Below are 21,373 nucleotides of genomic sequence, written 5' to 3'. Positions count from 1 at the left end.
ATGGCTTTTCAGCTTATATTGAATATACTTATTGCAATTATATGGATGTTTCTTTTAGAGACATTTACCTTTGGATATTTCTTTCTTGGTTTTTTAGTTGGGGCTATTCTTTTATTTATCTTTAGAAGGTTTATTCCTGGCACCTTTTATTTTAAAAAGGTTAGAGCCATTATCAGACTTATACTACTCTTTATTAAAGAGTTAATTTTATCAAATTTAGAGGTGGTTAAGGTCGTCTATCGACCTAGTCTTGATATTCGCCCGGGGATTATTGCACTTCCCACAGTACTTCGCTCTAATTGGGAAATAACCTTATTAGCAAATTTAATTACATTAACACCAGGAACCTTGTCGATGACAGTTTCTAATGACAATCAAACAATCTTTATCCATGCTATGGATATTCGTGATAAGGATGAAACCATCCGTTCGATTAAGGAGACGTTTGAGGTTGCGATCATGGAGGTGACTAGGTAATGGAAAGTATTGCACATACAATCCTTCATTGGTCAGTTATTATTTCTTTAGTTACTGTTTCCATTGCAATTTTATTATCGCTTTATCGAGCAATAAAGGGACCTACTAATCCTGATCGTGCAATTGCACTTGATAGTATAGGGATCATCTTAATAGCTCTAGCTGCTTTAGTTGCTATTAAACTAAGAACCACATTTTTTAATGAAGTAATCCTGCTAATCGGGATTCTCGCTTTTATAGGAACCATAGCAATTGCTAAATTTATTGAAAAGGGTGTGATTATTGATTATGACCGAGATAAGTCTTAACCCTTTCCTAGCATTAATTATTAGCTTTTTGCTTTTATTTGGAACATTTTTTATCCTTTCTACGTCAATTGGCTTAATACGTCTACCAGATGTCTATACACGCTCACACGCCGCTTCTAAAGGCGCTACACTTGGAATTGCAAGTATCTTATTAGGGACCTTCCTCTATTTCCTATATGCAGAAGGAGAATTGAGTAGTTCCTTAATCTTAGGGATCATCTTTGTCCTACTTACTCTTCCAGTTAGTGGACATATGATTGCGAGAGCTGCCTATAATAGCGGGGTACCACTTTGGGAGAAAAGTGTACAGAATGAGCTAGCAGAATTAGACCGATTAGAAAAAAAACTTGCAAAAGAAAAACAGGAATAACGGAACATTGAAAAAGGCCAGCACATATTGTGTTGGCCTTCATTCTGTCTTTAAGTCACCTAGTACTTGTCCTACCTTTATTTCCATTCCAGCTTTTATACTGTTTATGGGAGTAAAGCTTTCCTTCTCAAAAAGTAATACAATCGTTGAACCAAAAGAGAAATACGCCAATTCCTCTCCTTTGCTAATTGATTCCCCTTCATAGGTTAAATCAATTCCGTTAACAAACATCGCCCCTACTTTAATCATCGCTATATGTTTACTGTTACTCATTATTTCAGTTATGACACGATAATTTTTCGTAAAAGGACTCTTCCCGTATTTAATGCCCCATTTATTAACTGGGTATGAAGAGGTTCCTAATGACCAGGAATCTAGAATCTGGCCTGTAATCGGGGCATGAATTCGATGATAATGGCTCGGACTTAAGTACAGAATAGCAAATGTTCCATTTATGTATTTTGTAACGAGTTCATCTTTGCCAAGCATCTCAGCAATCGAATAGCTTTTGTCCTTTACAATAAAGGTTTGTTCATTAGAAATGGATCCCATTTCTGCCAGGACTGCATCGACAGGACTTATGACTGTATACGGATCTTGGTCAATTATTCTGGAAGTTGGCTTCAGCCTTCGCGTAAATAGATCATGAAGTGTCTTGTATTCTGAGAGTGGCTTCTCCATTTCCTCTTGGTTTAGGCGATAGACGCGAGAAAAAGACGGAATGAATACTCTACTAAATGTTGAACGTGTTAGTCGTTCTAACCATTTAGATACAAGTGGCTGATTCGTTAATTCAATAAGAGAACGATAGAAAAATTTAATCAATTTCTTTCCTCCTGCTGCTTTGTAAAGAACTTTTCAGTAGTTATTAATCTCCATCATACAATGAAAGATAGACAATCACAATTATACAAATCTCGGTACGTAGAAGAAAGAGGCTGAGACAAAACCTTATACACTAATATTTAAGATGAATAATCTATAAATTAGTCTCCCTATCAAATATAACTGTTTTCGTTTACTTTGTTACTTGCTAACTAGTTCAGCTAGAAGAACCAGGTTGTTCCATTGCGCTTCAGACACTCGCTTTCCGCGGGTTGGGTAAGAAGGTTATTTTCACTAGCGTGAAAAAACCTACTCCTCGGCTACGCCTGCGGGGTCTCAGCCTTTCCTCTACCTCCCGCAGGAGTCGAGTGCCTTACGCTCCATTCCACTAGGTTAATAAATATAGTATGCAAAATCAACACCTTAATTGAAGCTAACAAATAAAGACCCGAACTAGTAGGTGAAAAATACATCTAAGTATCACCTACTGGTTCGGGCTTATCACTGGCAGAAATACTTATGTTCCAGTCTTTCTGCTCAACTATTATTTAGTCATTTCTAAGAAATCATGTACATCTTGTACAGAAAGAAGAATTGCTTTTTCCCAGAAATCAGGCTTTGTTAAATCAACACCTAAATGCTTTTGTGCTAAATCCTCAACTGTCATTCTTCCGGTATCTCTTAATAATGCAATATACTTCTCTTCAAAACCTTGCCCCTCTTCAAGAGCCTTCGCATAGATTCCTAAAGAGAATAAATAACCGAATGTGTATGGGAAGTTATAGAATGGTACCCCCGTAATATGGAAATGTAGCTTCGACGCCCAGAATGTTGGATGATACGTATCTAATGAATCAAGGTATGACGTTTTTTGTGCATTTTCCATCAGTTCATTTAATCTAGATTGACTCACCATACCCTGTTTTCTTTCTTCATAGAAGGAGGTTTCAAATAAAAATCTAGCATGAATGTTCATATATAAGGCTACGCTTCTCTGAACCTTGTCCTCTAGTAGTGCCAGCTTCTCTTCCTCTGACTTTGCACTCTTTACAGCAGCATCTGCTACAATCATCTCTGCGAAGGTTGACGCTGTTTCTGCCACATTCATTGCATAGCGTTGATTTAATGGTTCTAAATCATTCATCACATGCTGATGGAAAGCATGCCCTAGCTCATGAGCAAGTGTAGAGATGTTTGAAGCTGTACCAGAATACGTCATAAAGATTCGAGATTCCTCTTTTTCAGGAAAACTTGTACAGAATCCTCCTGGTCTTTTTCCACTGCGATCCTCAGCTTCAATCCAGTTATTTTCAAACGCATTTTTTGAGAACTCAGCCATCTTAGGCCCAAATTTCGCAAAATTTTCTAATATAAATTCTGCTCCTTCTTGGTAAGAAACCGTGCTTGTAGAAGATGCTATTGGTGCATCTAAATCATACCAGCTTAATTTATCCACACCTAGCAAGGATGCCTTTTTCCCTAGATATTCTGCAAACACAGGCTTATACTTTTCAATCACACTCCACATTGTGTCTAATGTTTCCTTCTGCATTCTATTAATAAATAAAGGTTCTTTTAGTGTTTCTTCCCAGCCTCTATTTTTGTAGGTAGTTAAACGGAAACCTGCTAGGTGGTTCAAGGTTTGTGATAAGAGGTCTCCATTTTCCTCCCAAGTCTTCTCCCAGCTCTCATGAATCGCTTTTCTAACAGAACGATTAGGATCTGAAGATTTATTAGCGGCTTGTCCAATCGATAGCTGCTTAATTTCTCCATTCTCTTCAAACGGAATGGTCATCTTGCCAGTGATCGTATCATACATTTGAGACCAGCCATGATATCCATCCACACCAAGACCTAATATTAGAGCTTCTTGATTAGTATCTAGCTTTTCAGCTGCACGTTCTTTTCTCTCTTCTAATACAAATCGTAGCGATTGCACCTCTTCTCGACTAATAAATTCATCCCATACACTCTCGTCTACTGATAATAGGAATTGATCAAACTTCCCTAATGCCGCTTGAAACGTTGCCGATAAATCCGTCGTTTTCCCTCGTAATTCACCTGCTTTTTTATCCGAAACATCCTGAGCCTGTAAACAAGAAATAAATGCACTAGCTTCTCTAACCTGCTTCATTACTTGCTGGATGGATGTAATAATTTCTGGCAACTCATTTACTTCTTTTACTGTATCTAATTGAGTATTAAGCTGTTCAAGATTGCTAGCTAAATCTTCAATATATGCTTTAAATTCTGGTGAATCACTACCACCTTTAAAAAACTTTTCTAAATCCCATGTTAATGAATATGTACTCATCTAATTAAATCCCCCTTTTGGCAAACTATATATTTAGTATACCGAAATATCTAAGAAATTTCTATTCCATTCTCAATTTTCAAATAGCTTGAATAAGACAAAAGCCTATGCCCAAGGAGCATAAGCTTTATCTACGGTAGTAATTATTATAGTAATACCCTCCGCCTAGGACAATTAACAAAATTAGCAAAACGACAATTAACGCATAGCCCCAGCCGAAACCTCCACCACCGTAGGAACCAGCTGAATAACAAGGATAACCATATGCAGGATAAACTGGATAAGGTGTATATCCGTAGTAAGACATCTTGTTTCCACTCCTTATTTCAATACTTATATTATAGGTTATGTAACTAGTGAAAATGTGTATAGGACATTCGTGTAGTTTTCCTTATTCTATATATCATTTTTTATATAAGACTAGGAAATATTAACAAAAACTTTACATTCGTTTGTTGTAATTTGTCATATTATGAAGGTAGTAAATTTTTGCGAAAGAAGGTTCATCATGAGATTAATAAGAGTAAGAAAGAACGAGTCAACTAGCAAAAGTGAACACTCCCCTCCAATATTTACTAAAATATTGGCTAGGTTTAGTTTACGAAATAGGCTATTATTTTTATTTATTCTCCTAGTAGTTCTCTCAGTAACAACTGTGGGCATCAGCTCCTACCTACAGGCGAAGGAAACCACCATAAAGTCGATTGAGGATAGATTGAACCGAGAAGCAGAAATTATGTCTTACATGGCAGAGAATCTAAAATTTCTATATGTCAGTGATGATGCATACTTTAAACAGCAATTAGAAATTGCCATTCGTACACAACAAGATCAACTAAAAAAGGATGATATAAAGTCTGATGCCTTTTATATTTCTGAAAGTGAAGTAACTCCTTTCAATATAAGTGAGTATCATTCATTGACTTTTTCTCCTGTCCTTATTGAAGAAATTATACAAGTTAATAATGGTGTTTTTAATACGATGATTAAGGATCAAAGTTACTCTATAGCTGTTCAGCAAATGGACGAAGTAAATGGACATTACGTTTTAATTGTTCCTATCCAATCTTATTTGAAACCAATAAATGAAATGGCACTTGTGATCCTCATCACGATTATCGTCAGCATACTAGTATCCACGGTTATCATTTTCTTGTTTGTACGCAGTTTTACAAACCCGTTAACTAGTTTACAGAAGAGTATGCGTGAAATTAGGAGCGGTCATTTAAATCATTCTGTCTCAATCCAAACCACTATACCTGAGCTACTTTCTTTGGAAAAAAGTTTTCAGATGATGATGGATCAAATGCGTTCAGTCATTTACGAACTGGATGAAACGACTATGCAGTTAGAGAAGACCGGAGTAGAACTAAGTAACTCGTCTGAAGATACACTTTCTAGTAGCCGACAATTGATTGAATCCATCAAGATTGTAAAAGCCGGAGCAGAACAAACAGCAAGTAGCTCTGAAGACAGTGTAAGTGACTTTCATACGATGAAAGAAATGATTGAAGTGCTGATATCCAATATGGATGCTATTTCTAATAGTTCTAATGATATGAATGAATCTGCAAAACAAGGAAACACAAAAATTAGTGAGCTCATTAAGACCATTCTGAGCTATGAATCTGATTTTGATCACATGGCCTCTACCATTCATGAAGTTAATAACAATTCTGCATCGATTTCTAATTTAGTTGATTTAATAAAAGGTATAGCAGACCAAACAAAGTTACTTGCTTTAAACGCCACCATTGAGGCTGCTCGAGCTGGTGAGGCTGGCAAAGGATTTGCTGTTGTTGCAAATGAAGTACGTAAACTTGCAGATCAATCAGCAGCTGCTACTGAAGAGATTGTACACTCCATACATAACATGGAAGGAATCACCCTTCAAGCTACTACTGAATTTACACAAATGCTGGGCAAAATAAAGAATAATCTTTCCATCGCAAGTGATTCAAGACATTCGTTTGATGAATTGTTGAGAGAAATTGATGTTGTAAACATTAAATTATTTGACATGGAGGGTGTATTGCAAGACTTACAAAAAGGATTACCTCAACTAGAACAAGCAACAGTTAATGCTGCTTCAGTATCTCAGGAAACATTGGCTAGCACTGAAAAAATGCTTTTCACGAGTGATAATCAAATGCACCAAATGGAAACGACACATGAAATCGGAATTAAGTTAACAAACCTTGCAAACTCTTTATCAAGTGTGACCAAAAAGTTTAAGGTTCAATAAAAAATTTTTTTCGCGATTTCCATCTCTTATAGCTTACTATGTACACAAAAGGACAGAATGTCAGACTTTTCTTTTCTAAAAGTCTGACAACTTATTCTCGTCCTTTTTTTCATGTACAGACACAAACAAGCTCATTGGTACATAGGTATAAGATAGGCACATGCCTACATACCTTTTGGAGGTGAATGGAAATGGCGGGCTTATTAGCTGCACTCGGATTCTTTGTTAAAGAGCTAGTATTATTCGTCTCATATGTTAAGAACAATGCATTTCCTCAGCCTTTATCTTCAAGTGAGGAGCAAAAATATTTAAATCTAATGGCCGAGGGAGATGATGAGGCTAGAAATCTTCTCATCGAGCATAATTTGAGACTAGTGGCTCATATTGTGAAGAAATTTGAAAATACCGGAGAAGATGCTGAGGATTTAATTTCAATTGGTACGATTGGGCTTATTAAAGCGATTGAAAGCTATTCACAAGGTAAAGGTACAAAGTTAGCTACCTACGCTGCACGTTGTATAGAAAATGAAATTTTGATGCATCTTCGTGCACTCAAAAAAACAAAAAAGGATGTCTCACTTCATGATCCGATCGGTCAAGATAAAGAAGGAAATGAAATTTCATTAATAGACGTCTTGAAATCTGAATCAGAGGATATTATTGAATTGATTCAATTAAATATGGAGTTAGAAAAAATTAAGGAATACATTGATATATTGGATGAACGAGAAAGAGAAGTCATTACTGGTCGTTTTGGACTTGATCTACAAAAGGAAAAAACCCAAAGAGAAATTGCCAAAGAGCTAGGTATATCAAGAAGCTATGTCTCTCGTATTGAAAAGCGAGCTTTAATGAAGATGTTTCATGAGTTTTATCGAGCAGAAAAAGAGCGTCGTAGATCATAGCAATATAAGTAATGGCCCCGTTCACACGGGGCCATTTTATTTACATAAAATGTTTCATTGTATAACGAATATCTTTAGACGTTTCACGAAGCTTGTTCGCGAACAGACTATTTTGATAATCCTGAGTGGTCATTTCCTTGTTTGTTTTCTTAACAAATAAGGAAAACAAAAATAAATGAAAGGGTACCATGTTTTATTCCTCCTATTTTTAAACTTTGAGCTTTGTTAGGTGGAATCCTTCTCCACACATAACCAAATGACAATCACATTCTTTTTACTCTTAATCATCCTAACTACCTCCTTGTTTTTATTTTGTATCTATTACTGCAAGTGTCTGAAGCTATTTCGATGTGCTTGCATCTCATTTGAAATCTTGTTCATCTTTTGTTCTCGAAAAATTTCTTGTTCTGAATAATTTCGTTTGTTAATCGTTATGCAAAAAAACAATATGTTAAACGTCATATGACCACCTCCCTTATTACTTGATACTTAATGTCTACTTTTAGGCACAAAAAAGCCACAGGTATGTCCTGTGGCTCTAAAAAGGCATAAAAAATCCACAGGAGACTATTCGTCCCTGTGGAGTAGTAGACATTATTAGTTCGTCTTAACCGTTCCAGATATGGCCGAATAGCTATTATTATATTTTGATGAAGATACTGAGCCTAATACGATATATAACATTTCATTCGACCTCCTTTTGGTTAATTTTGATTACAGTGGTAATTATATCCAAAATTACCAATTCTGTAAACCACTTTTCAAATAAAAATTTTTTTTGGACAAAAATAGGCAAATCCACCACGGTTTTCCCATACCTATTATGTAAGGGGGGACATCCATGGAAACATCTACGATTATCTTACTAGTGATTGGATTCATTACTTTATTTGGCGTTGTATGTCATTTTCAAATCATTTTTACCTTCAGAAACTGGCAAAGTGAATTAGAGAAACTTGATCAAAATCAATTAACCACATCATCTGTTGGATGGATTAATAACATAGTGAAGGAATATCAGAATTATAAACAATTACAGCATGAACCTATCAATACGATTTCTTTAGTCGAAAAGCATTTCTTAAAAGAGCGAATTCGCTTATTTGGTTTTTTATCATCACCTGTTGGGAATGTATTAAAGCTACAACAGCTATTACCAATGACCACGATTATTTGTGGTATTCTAGGGACATTTATCGGTTTAACCATTGCCATGTTCTCAATGCAAGAAATTTTAGCAACTATTAGCTCACCAACTAGTGATGTCACCATGAATAGTATTGTTTCAGCAATTGCCCTACCTTTTCAGGGAATGAGCTTAGCGTTCATTACGAGTATTGCCGGAATAGGGAGTTCGTTACTATTGAACTTATTTCAAACTGGATTTTTATCGGGAGGAACCTCCATTAGCTACTATAAGGCAAGTATTCTTGCAGAAGCAGAAAGTCTATTAGACCATTCCATTGCGAGCAAAATACAAAATGATAAGCCTAAGGACCTGATGGAAAAGATTCTTGATCGTTTTTCTGAAAAGGTTCAAGAAGCATTTGAAACTTCTGTTCATGCATTTGGGGATAAGATGGTCGTTTTAACAGATGAGCTAAAACAAGTAACAGGTCAGGTTAGGGATATGCTGAAGCAACAAGAAAAGGCAACCGAAACCTTTGCTCTAACCGCAGATAGATTGAATGTATTTAGTACGGAGCTTTCCACATCCATTACTTCATTACAGGGGGTAAGGTCTGGGATTGATTCAGAGCTTGATACACTTTCAAAAGCAGTTAAAGGGCTGGAAAAGCAACTTCAAGGTTCTATTGATAAACAAGAAACAGGACAAAGGCGTTTTGAGCAAATGCTTCAACGCTCTGATCAGCTGTTAAAGGATTCCTCTACTAAAACCGCTGAAATTAGCCAGCTCTTTTTAAAGGGACTAGAAGATCAAATGAGTCGTGCTTATGATAAGCAGGAGGAAATGGAACGAAGACTCTATCAGAAACAGGAAGAAATGACCTATGCTTTTCAAGATAAGTATTCTCAATACAATCATGCGGCACAAGACTTTGCTTCCTCTGTTCATCATTTAGAAAAAGCTTGGAACGAGGTTGTTGAGAGATTACGCCGTGATTTGATGGATGCCAAAATGGAACAGTCACGTTCCAGAGGTCAGTCAATGAATAATGAAAATCGAGAACTCGTTCGAGCAATTGAAATGATGAGTGAGCGATCGACATATGATTTAAATCAAATTCAACAGTATTTAACAGAGGTCTATCAGGTTCTGCTACGAATGGTTGAACAACAGCAGTATATTTCAAATGGTCCAAGACGAAACCAAATTCCAACAAGGATCAATGAGTAGGTGCCAAGATGAGTAGACAAAGAGGCAGATCACTTATGACTGATGAGGAACAACAGGATTATTATTGGCCCTCCTTTACAGATATGATGTCGATGATTGTACTTGTTATTCTATTTATCGCAATCATTGCCTTTGTGCAGGCCATCTATACGGCGTATGACCAAGCAGAAATTAAACAGGAGCTTGAACAAACCGTAGATATAAAGAAACAGATATCTGATCTAATAGAGCAACGTCTCGAAGAAAACGTTGGAAAAGATAAGATCACAAGAGGACCCAATAACACAATTTCGATTGAGGGAGATATTTTATTTGATACAGGTAGCTCTGCTGTTAGTGAGGAAGGGAAGAATGTGTTAGCCTCATTAAGTGATGGAATTTTAACGATGCTAGAGGATCCAGAGCTGAAGGAATATTTATACATTATTTTGATTGAAGGACATACCGATTCCGTTCCGTTTGATAATTGGACCTTATCAACGGAGAGGGCAGTATCCGTTGTTAAATATTTACTGGAAGCAAACCCAAAGCTTGCTACAAATGAATATGCCCAGTATTTAGCAGCTACAGGCTATTCTGAATTTAAACCTATTGTCGAGGGGAATTCTGAAGAAGACCTAAGGAAGAACCGGAGAATTTCATTTCAAATTATTTTAGATGATCAGAAATGGCAGGAATCTTTGAATGCTGTACTTCAAAAGGAATGATAAAAAAGACTAATTAGGATCATATCCCTAATTAGTCTTTTTTATTTTTTATATAGTCTATTCCTCAAGTTCACTTAATTGTTTTTTATATGAAACTGCTCGTTTAAAAGAGAAAAAGGATGCTCCTAAAAAGAGAACAGTCGAGACCATCATCACAGAAGTTTGAAGTGATTCCTTACCTTCAGTCGGGATTAACACACCAATAAACAAGAACACACTTACAGCTAGTAGCACCATCCCGTAACGATTAAAATCAGTAATCTTTTCTTGGATTGCTTTTACATGAGTATTCACAGTTAGTTTCCTCTTTTCTATGAATCTTGTAACCTATTTTATCATAGAAAAAAGGGCTAGATTGGATGTAAATTAATCCAATCGTTTGGTTGTGTAAGTTTGGTGGTTCATCATGCGTATGAACGACCTTTTGCTGGCATTTTGACACGGTCCGGGCGTTCATCAACCACCGCTATAACTTTTTCTCCTCATAAAAAAGAGCCCTCCTAAAAAGGAAGACTCTGACCCTATTATTTAAGCTAATCCACGCTGTAGGTCCTCAATTAAATCCTCAACATCCTCAAGTCCTACGGAAATTCTTACAAGCCCTTCTGTAATTCCAAGCTCAGCACGGCGTTCTACCGGAATAGACGCATGTGTCATTCGAGCTGGTACTGAAATTAAGCTCTCGACAGCACCAAGGCTTTCAGCTAAAGTGAAATACTTTAACTTAGAAAGCAGCTCATCTGCCTTTTCTCCGCTACCAACATCAAAGGAGATCATTCCACCAAATCCACCTGCTTGCTTTTTCGCAATATCATGATTTGGATGAGTTTCTAATCCAGGGTAATAAACCTTTTCAACTACAGGATGGCTTTGCAGGAAGTCAACTAGCTTCTTCGTGTTCTGCTCTGTTTCTTCCATGCGAATTCCAAGTGTTTTGATTCCTCTCATTAGTAACCATGAATCCTGTGGTCCTAATACTCCACCAGTTGAGTTCTGAACAAAATGTAGATCCTCTGCAAGCTTCTTACTATTAACTACAACAAGTCCAGCTACCACATCACTATGGCCGCCTAGATACTTAGTCGCACTATGAAGAACGATATCAGCACCTTGAGTAATTGGATTTTGCCAATATGGTGTGCTAAACGTGTTATCAACAATTGTCAATAAGTTGTGCTTTTTAGCAAGCTGACTCGCTGCTTCAATATCAGTAATTTTTAATAATGGGTTTGTCGGTGTTTCAATGAAAATTGCTTTTGTGTTTGGTTGGATTGCAGCCTCAACCGTTGCAAGATTACTTGTGTCAACAAAAGTTGTTTCAATACCAAAACGATTTAAAACTTTCGACATAACGCGGTACGTACCACCATAAACGTCATCTGTTAAAACAATATGATCACCACTATTAAATAGCATAACCACTGCTGTAATAGCAGCCATACCAGAACCAAAGGCAAAACCTGCTTCACCATTTTCTAAATCCTTAATTAGCTCCTCTAGTGCATGACGAGTAGGGTTTCCTGTTCTTGAATATTCGAACCCGTTAAACTTGCCAACGGCTTCTTGCTTATACGTGCTTACTTGATAGATCGGTACAGAAACCGCTCCAGTATGAGGATCTCCTGAAATTCCACCGTGTATTAATTTTGTTTTTCTTCTCATTCTATATCCCTCCTTGATAGATCTTCTTACTTAAGTAACGTTCACTGCTATCTGGAAAAATCGTGACAATATTGGTTCCAGGTTTGGCTTGCTTTGCTTCTAATAGAGCAGCATGTAAAGCAGCGCCTGAAGAGCTACCTACTAACAAACCTTCTTTACTAGCAAGTTCTTTTACGAGATTAAATGCGTCTATATCTGTTACGGTATGGATGCTGTCAAAATAAGAGGACTCCATATATCCTGGTAGGAACTCCATCCCAATTCCTTCTGTTTTATGAGGCCCAGATTCGCCACCATTTAAGATGGATCCCTCTGGCTCAACAATCACAGTTTTAACATTAGCATTTTGCTCCTTAAGATACCTCGCTGTCCCCATGAAGGTTCCACCGGTCCCAGCTCCTGCAACAAAGACATCAATGTTGCCATCTAGCTGATCCCAAAGCTCTGGCCCTAATGTTTTATAATACGTATTTGGATTAGCTGGATTACCAAATTGCTGTGGGCAATAAGATCCAGGGATTTCTTCCAACAGCTCCTGCGCTTTTTTTATCGCACCTTTCATCCCTTCAGCAGTAGGTGTATGAACAACTTCAGCTCCAAGAGCCTTCATTAATTCTTGTTTCTCTATACTAAATTTTTCAGGTACACAGAACATAACCCTTACATTTTTACCTATGGCAGCAAGTGCTAGGCCAATTCCCGTGTTCCCTGCAGTTGGCTCAATTATAGTACCGCCTTCTTTAACCTTGCCACTTTCAAGTGCCTCTTGTAAAAGCTCCATCCCTAGTCGGTCCTTTATACTACCACCGGGATTATAAAATTCTAGCTTAGCAAACAGTCTTACGCCTTCAGGTAACTCAAAGTTAGACAATTCAACAATCGGTGTCTGCCCAATTAACTCATGAACGCTTTTATACACCTTCATGTTAACGATCTCCCTTTAACTGATGGATCATGGAAATGACAAGCTCTGATGAATGAAGAGCAGCCTTGTGTAGGAACTGATCAAAAGAAACATTTGATTCTTTTCCAGCAATATCTGATAATGCACGAATTACCACGAATGGTACACCGAACTGATGACAAACTTGAGCAACAGCTGCAGCTTCCATTTCAACTGCAGATAGAGTTGGCAGCTTAGATCTTACATAATCGACTCTTACTGGATCATTCATAAACGAGTCACCTGTTGCAATCGTTCCCTGTACTACCTGAACATCAGCAAGCTCATGTACGGCTTTAACAGCAGCATCAATCAGCAATTGCTCTGCTTTAAACGCTGCTGGTAGTCCAGGAACCTGACCATATTCATAACCAAATGCTGTAACATCTACATCATGGTGACGAACTTCATCTGATATGACAACATCCCCTACGTTTAATGATTGTAAAAATCCACCTGCAGATCCCGTATTAATGACGTAATCTGGTTTAAACTGCTGAAGTAAAATCGTTGTGCTCATAGCTGCATTTACTTTACCAATTCCAGATTTTAAAAGGATCACGTCAGTACCGTTAAGCTTTCCTACTGTAAACTCACTATTAGCGATTACTTCCTCTGTACGATTCTCAAGTTTGTCTCGTAAAATTTGTACCTCTTCTTCCATTGCTCCGATGATTGCTACCTTCATTCATATATCCTCGCTTTCTACTGTTTCACGGCCTCCATAACCCACACAAATTCATTACAACGGGAGAAAGTAACCGAAAAACCATTATCTATAAATAGCTTCTCCAAAACCTCTAGCGTTGTATAATACTCTCTTAATAAATCCTCTGCTAAGTTATGAAATCCTTGCTCTTTAGACTTTTCTACTATTTCCACGTAGGCCTCTCTTGATTCAAAGGCTGTGTCCGCAAACACTATTTTATCACCTTTTTGGAGGTAGTTTCCATACTTAGCAATTGCTAGTTCTTTTTCTTCATCAGTTAAGTGGTGAAAAGCGTACGTACTAACAATGGTATTAACCTTTTGTTCAGGCCATTGAAAGTCTAAAAAATCTCCATCATTGATTAAAATCGTATCCGGAAGCTTCTCCAACGCTAAGCTTCTCATCGGTTCAGATGGCTCCACACCGTAAATAGAGAAGCCCTTTTGTATATATTTATTGGTAAGATTACCCGTTCCAACTCCAAATTCCAAGACCGTTCCTACAGACTTCTCCACCACTGTATTTAAAATTTGTTCATAATTTCTAAATACTTCTTTATATTCTTGGTCATGACCGCCAACTGAGTCATCATAATGGTCTGCCCAGTCTTCAAATAATTCTAGGAATTCTCTTCCCATTCTGCTCACTCTCCAATTATAATAATTCCTATCTGTATACTATGATTAATTTTTTTAATTGCTATCAATTTATCATAATTCGCTTTTTACATCAATCAATTTGTTTTGATAATATCAGGCTTTAGGCTTATCATTAATGTATGATATAAAAGAGGTTTATACGGATTAGGACAATTAAGGAGGTTCTTTTATATGCATTTTTCTTTAGAGCAAATTGAAGATAAAGTGGAGTTCTTCGAAGCTACAAGCTTACATACATTAGAAAAAAAGATTCAAGAAAAAATAGATCATAACCGAGCTATTTTACTAGCCGTTCACCATGTATCACATCAAATTGTACTCGATCCAAAAACTGGGCAACCATACTATAGTGCCGTCGTACACTTTAAAAATAAACATAAGTAAGTTTCTATACAAAGTAAAAGAGGATCCATGCATAAGCATGAGATCCTCTTTTTATCTATATTCAATTAATTTATGGCTTGTTAATATTTCTTCAAATTGTTTGGCAGAAACTGGTTTTGAAAAAAGATATCCTTGTCCCAATTCACATTGAAAATCAATTAATGTTTGGACCTGTTGTTCTAGTTCAATTCCTTCAGCTACAACAGTTAGATTAAGATTCATTCCTATATCAATAATTGATTTCACAACAGATCTATGCTTAAAATCATCCACATCATCAATAAAGGTTTTATCAATTTTTATGGTATCAATAGGGAGATCCTTTAAGACATGTAGAGACGAATAACCTGTTCCAAAGTCATCAATTGCAGATTTCACACCTAAATCTCGCAAACCATTCAATACTCTTTTTGATTCCTCGGTATTTTGCATGATACTTTCAGTGATTTCAATTTCTAAATAGTAGGGTTCAAGTTTTGTTTCGTTAAGGATATTTTTAACCATCCCAACAAAATTACTACATTCGAATTGTCGTACTGAAGCATTAACGGATACACATATCGATGGTAAACCTTGATCCTGCCATGCTTTATTTTGCCTGCATGCTGTTCTAAGCACCCACTCCCCTATTTCATCTATACAGCCTGTTTCCTCTGCAATTGGTATAAATTCAAAAGGTGAAATATGACCGAGCTCTGGATGACTCCACCGCAGTAAAGCCTCCATTCCTACAATAGCCTTATTTTTCAATTTATATTTAGGCTGGTAGTAAAGTTCAAATTGATTTTTTTCAAGAGCTTTCTTAATTTCTGATTCTATCATCATTTTACGGACAATCTTTTCATTTAGTTCTGCATCATAAAAATGATAATCGTTCTTTCCATTAGCCTTAACTTGATACATAGCCAGATCGGCACCTTTATATAATGTCTCCACATCAACACCATGCTGAGGGTATAGACTAACTCCAATACTAGGAGATATATATAGTTCATGATTATTTATCGTGAAGGAGGTTAAAAAGAGCTTCAGTATTTCTTCGGCAATCTCCTCCACTTCATGCCTCGATGTATTAGGGACAATGACAACGAATTCATCGCCACCTAAGCGGTATACTTTCTTCCTTGTATTTTTTAGACTTTTAAGTCGTTCTGCACTTTCCTTTAGTAATAAATCACCAATATAATGACCTAAAGAATCGTTGACATTTTTAAAGCCATCCAAATCTATTAATAATAGACCTATTGATTTCTGTTTAGTTCCAGGAATTCTCATCATTTCACGCAAGTGCTCGATAAAACTACTTCGGTTATTTAAGCCTGTTAAAGGATCATGATAGGCTAGAAAACGGTACTCATCTAATAATCGCTCATTCTTTTTCAATATCAATTGAAGCCGTACCATAATCATTAAAAAGATTATACAAAAGCCAATACTTAATGCGTTAAATTTCCATTGATAGCTGTAAATTAATAAAAGTAGCAAGACCAGCACACTTATATAAGGAAAAAAGGTATCCTTGCTAGTATATTTAATGGTTTTATTCTGAGATTTTGGCTGATCAAGTAAAGAATATTTAGCAGAAAGCCCAACTAATAATAAACTTAACAGCCAAATCACATCACTTAGTCCACCGAATTGGTTGATGCCATGAAGGGACTGATAGGCGTAAATAGAATCAGCCAGGATTTGTAATGAGAAACAGGCAATGATGATTCGAGACAGATTTCTAGATTTACTGAATTTAGATAGATAATATAAATTAATCATGACAAAGAAAATACTTAAGTCTACTAGTTGATAAGCAATCGTGATGCTATTAACCAATGAGCTTGTTGAAATTAAAAACACCGGATGAATCAAGAAATACGTACTAATCGCGATTGCACTAATCATAAATACGATAAGATTAAATAAATAAGGATAATTAGGGGAAGTAGCACTAATTAATTTAGTTTTATATATTAATGCAACTAAAAAAAACAAATAACCAATCATCCAAAATAGATAGGAAGTAGCAGGATAATGACTCGTATGCGTGCTTAATTGTGAAAAAAACCAAATCAAGCTAGAAATTAAAGTGGAAAATACTCCAAATTGTAAAAAGCCCCAAAAATACTTACTATTATCTTTAGTTCGCTGCTGTGCTTTAAAAAGCCAATAGCTACTAAACAAACTAGCTAGCATAGTAAAGCAGCTACTACCTATAGATACCAATAATTCATCTGTAACCAATAAGATCCAGCCAATGTAACTGAGAAGGATGAATATAATAATGGTGATTGTATTTTTCAAGATAATCCCCTCACAGTTCTTACTTACATAGATGCGTTTATGCCTTATATCGGTTACTTTCGTTAAAGGTTTATAGACGCCTGTATTTTGGTTAAAAAAATTTAAATACTGTTTTTTGGGCTTAAGTGATTTGTTTTACAAGAGATGTAATCTATCTCTGCTACCAGTCTCTTTTAACTACCACTAAATAAAAATAGACAGGCGAGGTTATATACCCGCCTGCCTATAACTATTAATCTGCAGATTCTTCATCCTCAGTAGAGCTTTCCTCTTCAGTAGACCCTCCACCTTTGTATTCTGCAGGTACTTCATGAAGAATTTCTAGCTTAGAAGGCTTCCATCCTTCATTCGTGACCCATTCAATATACACGCGGTATACTGATAGTTGATCCTTCGATGAGACTACTGCCTTAGCTCTATGCTCACTTCCATCATTACCAATACGCCAAAGTGTGTATTCACCTTCACTTAAATTGGTAGCTTGCTGCAGTGCTTTATTCATTTCCTGCCAATCCACCGATTTTGAGTCATAAGTTGCTACATGTGGTTCTGCCTGAGTCGTGCTTACTGGTTGCCAATTATCTTTTATGACTGTTTCTTTTACATTTGGATCATCGCTATTTTCTAAAACTGTAGTTGTTCCTTCTGTGGAGCTGTCTTCCGTACTTTCTTCTTCAGTTGTAGTATCTTCTGTGTTTTCTGTCGCCGTCTCTTCAGCACGATCTTCTTCTGTGGACTCTGTTGCTTCACTCGACTCTTCCTCTTCATCCACTACAGCTGATGATTCTTCATTACTAACCATAGATTCTTCCGTTACATTTGTAGTAGCCTCATCATTGCCACCAAAGATAAGTCGATATGTAAAAAAGAGAATGAGTAGGAGCACTAGAGCTATACACAGGTTTAATAGTTTATTATATCTACGATTCTTTGCTCTCTTTTCATAACGAGGTCCCTCATACAAATCTTCAAGCTTAACTCGCATCTTTTTGTCCTCCTAGTAATAATAAAAGCATCGACTTTCATTTTACCATTTTTCAGATTATTCATGAAGGACTATTTTTTATAGGCTTTATTTAATCAATATAGATAGGTTACTTCAGAGAATCTACAATACGATAGAAAACATCGTTAGTAACTGACTGACTACTTATTACATCTAGCTCAACCACCACAAGGGCATACTTAGGTTGTTCTGCAGGGAAATAACCGGCAAACCATTTGTTATCTATTTCTCCGTTCTCTGTCTCTCTCCCAGTTTCTGCTGTTCCTGATTTACCTGCAACACTTGTCTGTAATGACTGGAACCTTCTTCCGGTTCCTCTTTCATCTGTTACAACCTTGCTTAATAAATCCTGTAGCTTCATCACTGTATAAGGAGCGATTGAATCTCCCTCAAGTTTCTGATCACCAAACTCGTACAGGGTTGATCCATTTTTGTAGAGAATTTTCGAAACAGCCTTTACCTGTTTCTTTTCACCACCTCTTGCAATGGTTGCCATCATATTCGCTACAGCTAACGGTGTTACTTTTACTTCTTTCTGTCCAATTGCTGTTTGACTAACTGCATCCTCTGAGGATTTATCATAGCGGTCTCCCCATATTTTCCCTTCCTTATTTTCAGGTAATTGATGAAACTCTTGAAAATGGAATACGTCCCCATTCCAGCCGACAGCTTGAGTAAGCCCTAATTTTTCAGCAAAGGTTTCAATCACATCTGGCTGTTTTTTTATTAACTCATTAGCAAGGGATGCGAATGTATAATTACAGCTTCTTGCAAAGCTATCTTCAAAGTTAAGAACACCAAGCTCATGTAATTGATCTGGTTCTCCGTATAAATCCAAGTTACAATTAAACTCACTATTATGATGAATCATATTATTCTCGATTGCTGCCGCTGCAATAACGGTTTTAAAAACAGAACCAGGTATTTGTGGCTCTAGTATATAATTGAACGCTCCACCATCATCTGAGAATGGATTTTGATGATTCAAGCTTGGTTTACTAACCATTGATAGAATTTCATTTTTTTCTATGTCTAAAAGAACAATACCTCCTTTTTTCAAACCGGACTCCGTTACAATTTTTTCAACCTCAGTTTGGATATCCTTGTCTATAGTAGTTTGAATAGAGATTGGATAATAAGGATTTGCAGGCTCCGTATACTTTACATCAATCCCGAATAAAGGTCCTCCTTGATTATCTACATGATATAAGAGCTTAGACTCTCCTTCTGGTAACAGAAATTCATCAAATACCTTTTGTAGACCTAGGATCCCAATGGGGGTATGAACAGATAGATTTCCCTCTTCTACCTTATCTGAGTATCTGTCAATAACTGAATCCTTGTCCTCACGAATGATTCCAATCAAATGTTCAGCTACAATCTCTTCTACCTTTGATTGTCGATAGACAGCAAATACTCCAGGGATCTTCAAACTGTTTATTTCCTTCATTTGCTGCTCTGTTAGTGGAAGTGGCTTTGGTTCCCCATATACAACTGGGTCTTCCATTTCTTCAACCGTGTTTAATAATGCGGATGGAGATATCTTAAGAATGGAAGCAACTTCATTAATAGGCCAATCCATATTTTTTAAAAATGGAAATAGAATTAAGCTCGGATGATAATCATGAGTTAAAGCATCACCATCCCGATCTACAAAACGGCCTCTTCCTTGATCAAGCACCATTACTTGTGTTCTCTGTCTTACACTTTCCTCAATTAGATTTACTTTATGCTGAGAAAAGGATTCTGTATGAAGAAGTTGAATATCTGCTAAACGATATATGAGACCTAACAAAATTATAAATGTAATGACGGCAACACTGATTGCCCTTTTTTTTATCGTCATAAAAAAAACACCTCGTCAACATTGTCGACGAGGTATGACTTTTTTATAAGTTTATTTTATCGAGATTATTTTTACTTGCATATCTCCACCAGGAGTTTGAACATTTACCTGGTCTCCTACCTGTTTACCCATTAAGCTTTTTGCAATCGGTGAATCATTTGAAATTTTGCCTTCAAACGGATCTGCTTCTGCACTTCCTACAATGGTATATGTTTCTTCTTCCCCATCAGGAAGCTCTGAAAAAGTAACTGTTTTTCCAAGTGAAACAGAATTTGTATCTTCAGCCACATCCTCAATAAGGACCGCTTTACGAATCATATTTTCTAAAAGGCTAATACGGCCTTCCACAAATGCTTGTTCATCCTTTGCTGCATCGTATTCAGAGTTCTCAGATAAGTCTCCAAATCCACGCGCAATCTTTATACGTTCTACCACTTCTTTACGTTTAACCGTTTTCAATTGTTCAAGTTCTTGCTCTATTTTCTCTTTACCCGCTTTCGTCATTGGGTATGTTTTTTCTGCTGACATGACCTTCACTCCTTCAAATGTTCAAAGCATCTTTATTCTAGAGGTAATCTTATGTAATACGCGTATAAAATACATTCATCAGATAAGACAAGCTAGTTAATTAATTAAGGCAGGTTAGTGGGCTTATAAGAGCCCCTAACCACACTTATTTATGATGGAAGTATTTTGCATAAAACCTATCTTCATCTATGCTATTACAAAATCACTTTTTCTTCAAGAATTGTTTGAATTTTCGTTACCATTAAATCAATTGCAACGTGATTTTGTCCACCTTCTGGAATGATAATATTTGCATACCGTTTTGTAGGCTCGATGAATTGATTATGCATCGGTCTAACAACTGATATATATTGTTCAATCACAGAATCTAAGGTACGTCCACGCTCCTTAATATCACGCAGCATTCTCCTAATAATTCTAATATCTGCATCTGTATCGACAAATAGCTTAATGTCCATTAAATTTCTAAGACGCTCATCCTCAAGTACTAAAATTCCTTCAAGAATGATGACATCCTTCGGTTCAACGACGATAACATCCTTTGAACGTGTATGAAGCTTATAGTCATACACTGGTTTTTCAACTGCTCGATATTGTAATAGTTCCTGGACGTGTGCAATAAGTAAATCATTATCAAATGCCAAAGGATGATCGTAATTTGTTTGAAGCCTATCTTCCATTGGCAAATGACTTTGATCTTTATAATAAAAATCCTGCTCGATCATTAGGATAGAGTGACCTTTGAAATGTTCATAAATCGCTTTGGTTACACTTGTCTTCCCTGAACCAGATCCTCCAGCGATTCCAATTACAATGGGTTTACTTCCCATT

Annotated in this window: 23 protein-coding genes; 8 read left to right on the top strand and 15 right to left on the bottom strand. The window is 36.5% G+C overall.

Going from position 1 to position 21,373, the window contains the following annotated elements; genetic code table 11:
* From M1D60_RS05655 to mnhG, 3 genes are read left to right on the top strand one after another with little or no spacing between them, the layout of a single operon-like run.
* Positions 1-477, top strand: coding sequence for a Na+/H+ antiporter subunit E (locus M1D60_RS05655; RefSeq protein WP_456278206.1), 477 nt, complete (start codon positions 1-3; stop codon positions 475-477).
* Positions 477-785 carry a Na(+)/H(+) antiporter subunit F1 gene (locus M1D60_RS05650; protein WP_456278205.1) on the top strand — a complete coding sequence of 103 codons (309 nt, stop codon included), beginning with the start codon at positions 477-479 and terminating at the stop codon, positions 783-785. Before M1D60_RS05655 ends, M1D60_RS05650 begins: the two co-directional genes overlap by 1 nt.
* Entirely contained in the window at positions 766-1,155 is a 390-nt protein-coding gene (mnhG, locus tag M1D60_RS05645) for a monovalent cation/H(+) antiporter subunit G (RefSeq protein ID WP_456279357.1), read from the top strand. Before M1D60_RS05650 ends, mnhG begins: the two co-directional genes overlap by 20 nt.
* Before the next feature lie 39 nt (positions 1,156-1,194).
* Here mnhG and M1D60_RS05640 read toward each other — a convergent pair whose 3' ends face one another.
* The 3 genes from M1D60_RS05640 to M1D60_RS05630 form a co-directional block, all read right to left on the bottom strand.
* Entirely contained in the window at positions 1,195-1,980 is a 786-nt protein-coding gene (locus tag M1D60_RS05640) for a phosphatidylserine decarboxylase (RefSeq protein WP_456278204.1), read from the bottom strand.
* Between the two features lie 544 nt (positions 1,981-2,524).
* Positions 2,525-4,294, bottom strand: a complete 1,770-nt coding sequence (locus M1D60_RS05635; protein ID WP_456278203.1) for a M3 family oligoendopeptidase — start codon at positions 4,292-4,294, stop codon at positions 2,525-2,527.
* A gap of 127 nt (positions 4,295-4,421) precedes the next feature.
* Positions 4,422-4,601 carry a YjcZ family sporulation protein gene (locus M1D60_RS05630; protein WP_456278202.1) on the bottom strand — a complete coding sequence of 60 codons (180 nt, stop codon included), beginning with the start codon at positions 4,599-4,601 and terminating at the stop codon, positions 4,422-4,424.
* 201 nt (positions 4,602-4,802) lie between these two features.
* On the opposite strand from M1D60_RS05630, the gene M1D60_RS05625 reads away from it, so the two are divergent.
* Positions 4,803-6,539 (top strand): methyl-accepting chemotaxis protein, encoded by a 1,737-nt coding sequence (locus M1D60_RS05625; RefSeq protein WP_456278201.1) that lies wholly within the window; start codon positions 4,803-4,805, stop codon positions 6,537-6,539.
* A gap of 191 nt (positions 6,540-6,730) precedes the next feature.
* A complete protein-coding gene (sigK, locus tag M1D60_RS05620; protein ID WP_456278200.1) occupies positions 6,731-7,444 on the top strand; it encodes an RNA polymerase sporulation sigma factor SigK in 714 nt (237 codons plus the stop codon).
* Between the two features lie 40 nt (positions 7,445-7,484).
* Here the strand turns inward: sigK and M1D60_RS05615 are convergent, their stop codons facing one another.
* Both M1D60_RS05615 and M1D60_RS05610 read right to left on the bottom strand, forming a co-directional pair.
* Entirely contained in the window at positions 7,485-7,634 is a 150-nt protein-coding gene (locus M1D60_RS05615) for a hypothetical protein (protein ID WP_456278199.1), read from the bottom strand.
* Between the two features lie 131 nt (positions 7,635-7,765).
* Positions 7,766-7,906: a YrzI family small protein gene (locus M1D60_RS05610; protein WP_456278198.1), complete on the bottom strand. Its 141-nt coding sequence runs from the start codon at positions 7,904-7,906 to the stop codon at positions 7,766-7,768.
* Between the two features lie 379 nt (positions 7,907-8,285).
* Here M1D60_RS05610 and M1D60_RS05605 point away from each other — a divergent pair, with 379 nt between their 5' ends.
* The gene (locus M1D60_RS05605; RefSeq protein WP_456278197.1) at positions 8,286-9,803 is read left to right on the top strand and encodes a hypothetical protein; all 1,518 of its coding nucleotides are present in this window, start codon (positions 8,286-8,288) and stop codon (positions 9,801-9,803) included.
* Between the two features lie 8 nt (positions 9,804-9,811).
* Positions 9,812-10,510, top strand: a complete 699-nt coding sequence (locus M1D60_RS05600; RefSeq protein WP_456278196.1) for an OmpA/MotB family protein — start codon at positions 9,812-9,814, stop codon at positions 10,508-10,510.
* 57 nt (positions 10,511-10,567) lie between these two features.
* On the opposite strand, the gene M1D60_RS05595 is transcribed toward M1D60_RS05600, so the two are convergent.
* The 5 genes from M1D60_RS05595 to M1D60_RS05575 all read right to left on the bottom strand — a co-directional run bounded on the left by M1D60_RS05595 (position 10,568) and on the right by M1D60_RS05575 (position 14,462).
* Positions 10,568-10,804 (bottom strand): YrhC family protein, encoded by a 237-nt coding sequence (locus M1D60_RS05595; protein ID WP_456278195.1) that lies wholly within the window; start codon positions 10,802-10,804, stop codon positions 10,568-10,570.
* Between the two features lie 234 nt (positions 10,805-11,038).
* Complete coding sequence (locus M1D60_RS05590; protein WP_456278194.1) at positions 11,039-12,172, bottom strand: bifunctional cystathionine gamma-lyase/homocysteine desulfhydrase; 1,134 nt, start codon at positions 12,170-12,172, stop codon at positions 11,039-11,041.
* A 1-nt stretch (position 12,173) separates the two neighbouring features.
* Positions 12,174-13,097 carry a PLP-dependent cysteine synthase family protein gene (locus M1D60_RS05585; protein WP_456278193.1) on the bottom strand — a complete coding sequence of 308 codons (924 nt, stop codon included), beginning with the start codon at positions 13,095-13,097 and terminating at the stop codon, positions 12,174-12,176.
* Between the two features lies 1 nt (position 13,098).
* A complete protein-coding gene (gene mtnN, locus M1D60_RS05580) occupies positions 13,099-13,803 on the bottom strand; it encodes a 5'-methylthioadenosine/S-adenosylhomocysteine nucleosidase (protein ID WP_456278192.1) in 705 nt (234 codons plus the stop codon).
* 17 nt (positions 13,804-13,820) lie between these two features.
* Positions 13,821-14,462: a class I SAM-dependent DNA methyltransferase gene (locus tag M1D60_RS05575; RefSeq protein ID WP_456278191.1), complete on the bottom strand. Its 642-nt coding sequence runs from the start codon at positions 14,460-14,462 to the stop codon at positions 13,821-13,823.
* 192 nt (positions 14,463-14,654) lie between these two features.
* On the opposite strand from M1D60_RS05575, the gene M1D60_RS05570 reads away from it, so the two are divergent.
* The gene (locus M1D60_RS05570; protein WP_456278190.1) at positions 14,655-14,867 is read left to right on the top strand and encodes a YrzA family protein; all 213 of its coding nucleotides are present in this window, start codon (positions 14,655-14,657) and stop codon (positions 14,865-14,867) included.
* 51 nt (positions 14,868-14,918) lie between these two features.
* On the opposite strand, the gene M1D60_RS05565 is transcribed toward M1D60_RS05570, so the two are convergent.
* The 5 genes from M1D60_RS05565 to udk all read right to left on the bottom strand — a co-directional run bounded on the left by M1D60_RS05565 (position 14,919) and on the right by udk (position 21,372).
* The gene (locus M1D60_RS05565; RefSeq protein ID WP_456278189.1) at positions 14,919-17,162 is read right to left on the bottom strand and encodes a DUF4084 domain-containing protein; all 2,244 of its coding nucleotides are present in this window, start codon (positions 17,160-17,162) and stop codon (positions 14,919-14,921) included.
* A 232-nt stretch (positions 17,163-17,394) separates the two neighbouring features.
* The gene (locus tag M1D60_RS05560) at positions 17,395-18,147 is read right to left on the bottom strand and encodes a YrrS family protein (RefSeq protein ID WP_456278188.1); all 753 of its coding nucleotides are present in this window, start codon (positions 18,145-18,147) and stop codon (positions 17,395-17,397) included.
* Between the two features lie 109 nt (positions 18,148-18,256).
* Positions 18,257-20,014 (bottom strand): peptidoglycan D,D-transpeptidase FtsI family protein, encoded by a 1,758-nt coding sequence (locus M1D60_RS05555; protein ID WP_456278187.1) that lies wholly within the window; start codon positions 20,012-20,014, stop codon positions 18,257-18,259.
* A gap of 51 nt (positions 20,015-20,065) precedes the next feature.
* A complete protein-coding gene (gene greA, locus M1D60_RS05550; protein ID WP_456278186.1) occupies positions 20,066-20,542 on the bottom strand; it encodes a transcription elongation factor GreA in 477 nt (158 codons plus the stop codon).
* Between the two features lie 194 nt (positions 20,543-20,736).
* Positions 20,737-21,372 (bottom strand): uridine kinase, encoded by a 636-nt coding sequence (gene udk, locus M1D60_RS05545; RefSeq protein ID WP_456278185.1) that lies wholly within the window; start codon positions 21,370-21,372, stop codon positions 20,737-20,739.
* Position 21,373 lies beyond the last annotated feature (1 nt).

This window comes from Bacillus sp. AK128 (assembly GCF_053903075.1).
This window is presented reverse-complemented; position numbering and strand designations above follow the sequence as displayed.

Excerpts from the sequence above, each read along its gene's own strand:
- M1D60_RS05655 (WP_456278206.1), top strand. The coding sequence starts at position 1 with ATGGCTTTTCAGCTTATATTGAATATACTTATTGCAATTATATGGATG.
- M1D60_RS05650 (WP_456278205.1), top strand. The coding sequence starts at position 477 with ATGGAAAGTATTGCACATACAATCCTTCATTGGTCAGTTATTATTTCT.
- mnhG (WP_456279357.1), top strand. The coding sequence starts at position 766 with ATGACCGAGATAAGTCTTAACCCTTTCCTAGCATTAATTATTAGCTTT.
- M1D60_RS05635 (WP_456278203.1), bottom strand. The coding sequence starts at position 4,294 with ATGAGTACATATTCATTAACATGGGATTTAGAAAAGTTTTTTAAAGGT.
- M1D60_RS05630 (WP_456278202.1), bottom strand. The coding sequence starts at position 4,601 with ATGTCTTACTACGGATATACACCTTATCCAGTTTATCCTGCATATGGT.
- M1D60_RS05625 (WP_456278201.1), top strand. The coding sequence starts at position 4,803 with ATGAGATTAATAAGAGTAAGAAAGAACGAGTCAACTAGCAAAAGTGAA.
- sigK (WP_456278200.1), top strand. The coding sequence starts at position 6,731 with ATGGCGGGCTTATTAGCTGCACTCGGATTCTTTGTTAAAGAGCTAGTA.
- M1D60_RS05615 (WP_456278199.1), bottom strand. The coding sequence starts at position 7,634 with ATGGTACCCTTTCATTTATTTTTGTTTTCCTTATTTGTTAAGAAAACA.
- M1D60_RS05610 (WP_456278198.1), bottom strand. The coding sequence starts at position 7,906 with ATGACGTTTAACATATTGTTTTTTTGCATAACGATTAACAAACGAAAT.
- M1D60_RS05605 (WP_456278197.1), top strand. The coding sequence starts at position 8,286 with ATGGAAACATCTACGATTATCTTACTAGTGATTGGATTCATTACTTTA.
- M1D60_RS05600 (WP_456278196.1), top strand. The coding sequence starts at position 9,812 with ATGAGTAGACAAAGAGGCAGATCACTTATGACTGATGAGGAACAACAG.
- M1D60_RS05590 (WP_456278194.1), bottom strand. The coding sequence starts at position 12,172 with ATGAGAAGAAAAACAAAATTAATACACGGTGGAATTTCAGGAGATCCT.
- M1D60_RS05585 (WP_456278193.1), bottom strand. The coding sequence starts at position 13,097 with ATGAAGGTGTATAAAAGCGTTCATGAGTTAATTGGGCAGACACCGATT.
- mtnN (WP_456278192.1), bottom strand. The coding sequence starts at position 13,803 with ATGAAGGTAGCAATCATCGGAGCAATGGAAGAAGAGGTACAAATTTTA.
- M1D60_RS05575 (WP_456278191.1), bottom strand. The coding sequence starts at position 14,462 with ATGGGAAGAGAATTCCTAGAATTATTTGAAGACTGGGCAGACCATTAT.
- M1D60_RS05570 (WP_456278190.1), top strand. The coding sequence starts at position 14,655 with ATGCATTTTTCTTTAGAGCAAATTGAAGATAAAGTGGAGTTCTTCGAA.
- M1D60_RS05560 (WP_456278188.1), bottom strand. The coding sequence starts at position 18,147 with ATGCGAGTTAAGCTTGAAGATTTGTATGAGGGACCTCGTTATGAAAAG.
- M1D60_RS05555 (WP_456278187.1), bottom strand. The coding sequence starts at position 20,014 with ATGACGATAAAAAAAAGGGCAATCAGTGTTGCCGTCATTACATTTATA.
- greA (WP_456278186.1), bottom strand. The coding sequence starts at position 20,542 with ATGTCAGCAGAAAAAACATACCCAATGACGAAAGCGGGTAAAGAGAAA.
- udk (WP_456278185.1), bottom strand. The coding sequence starts at position 21,372 with ATGGGAAGTAAACCCATTGTAATTGGAATCGCTGGAGGATCTGGTTCA.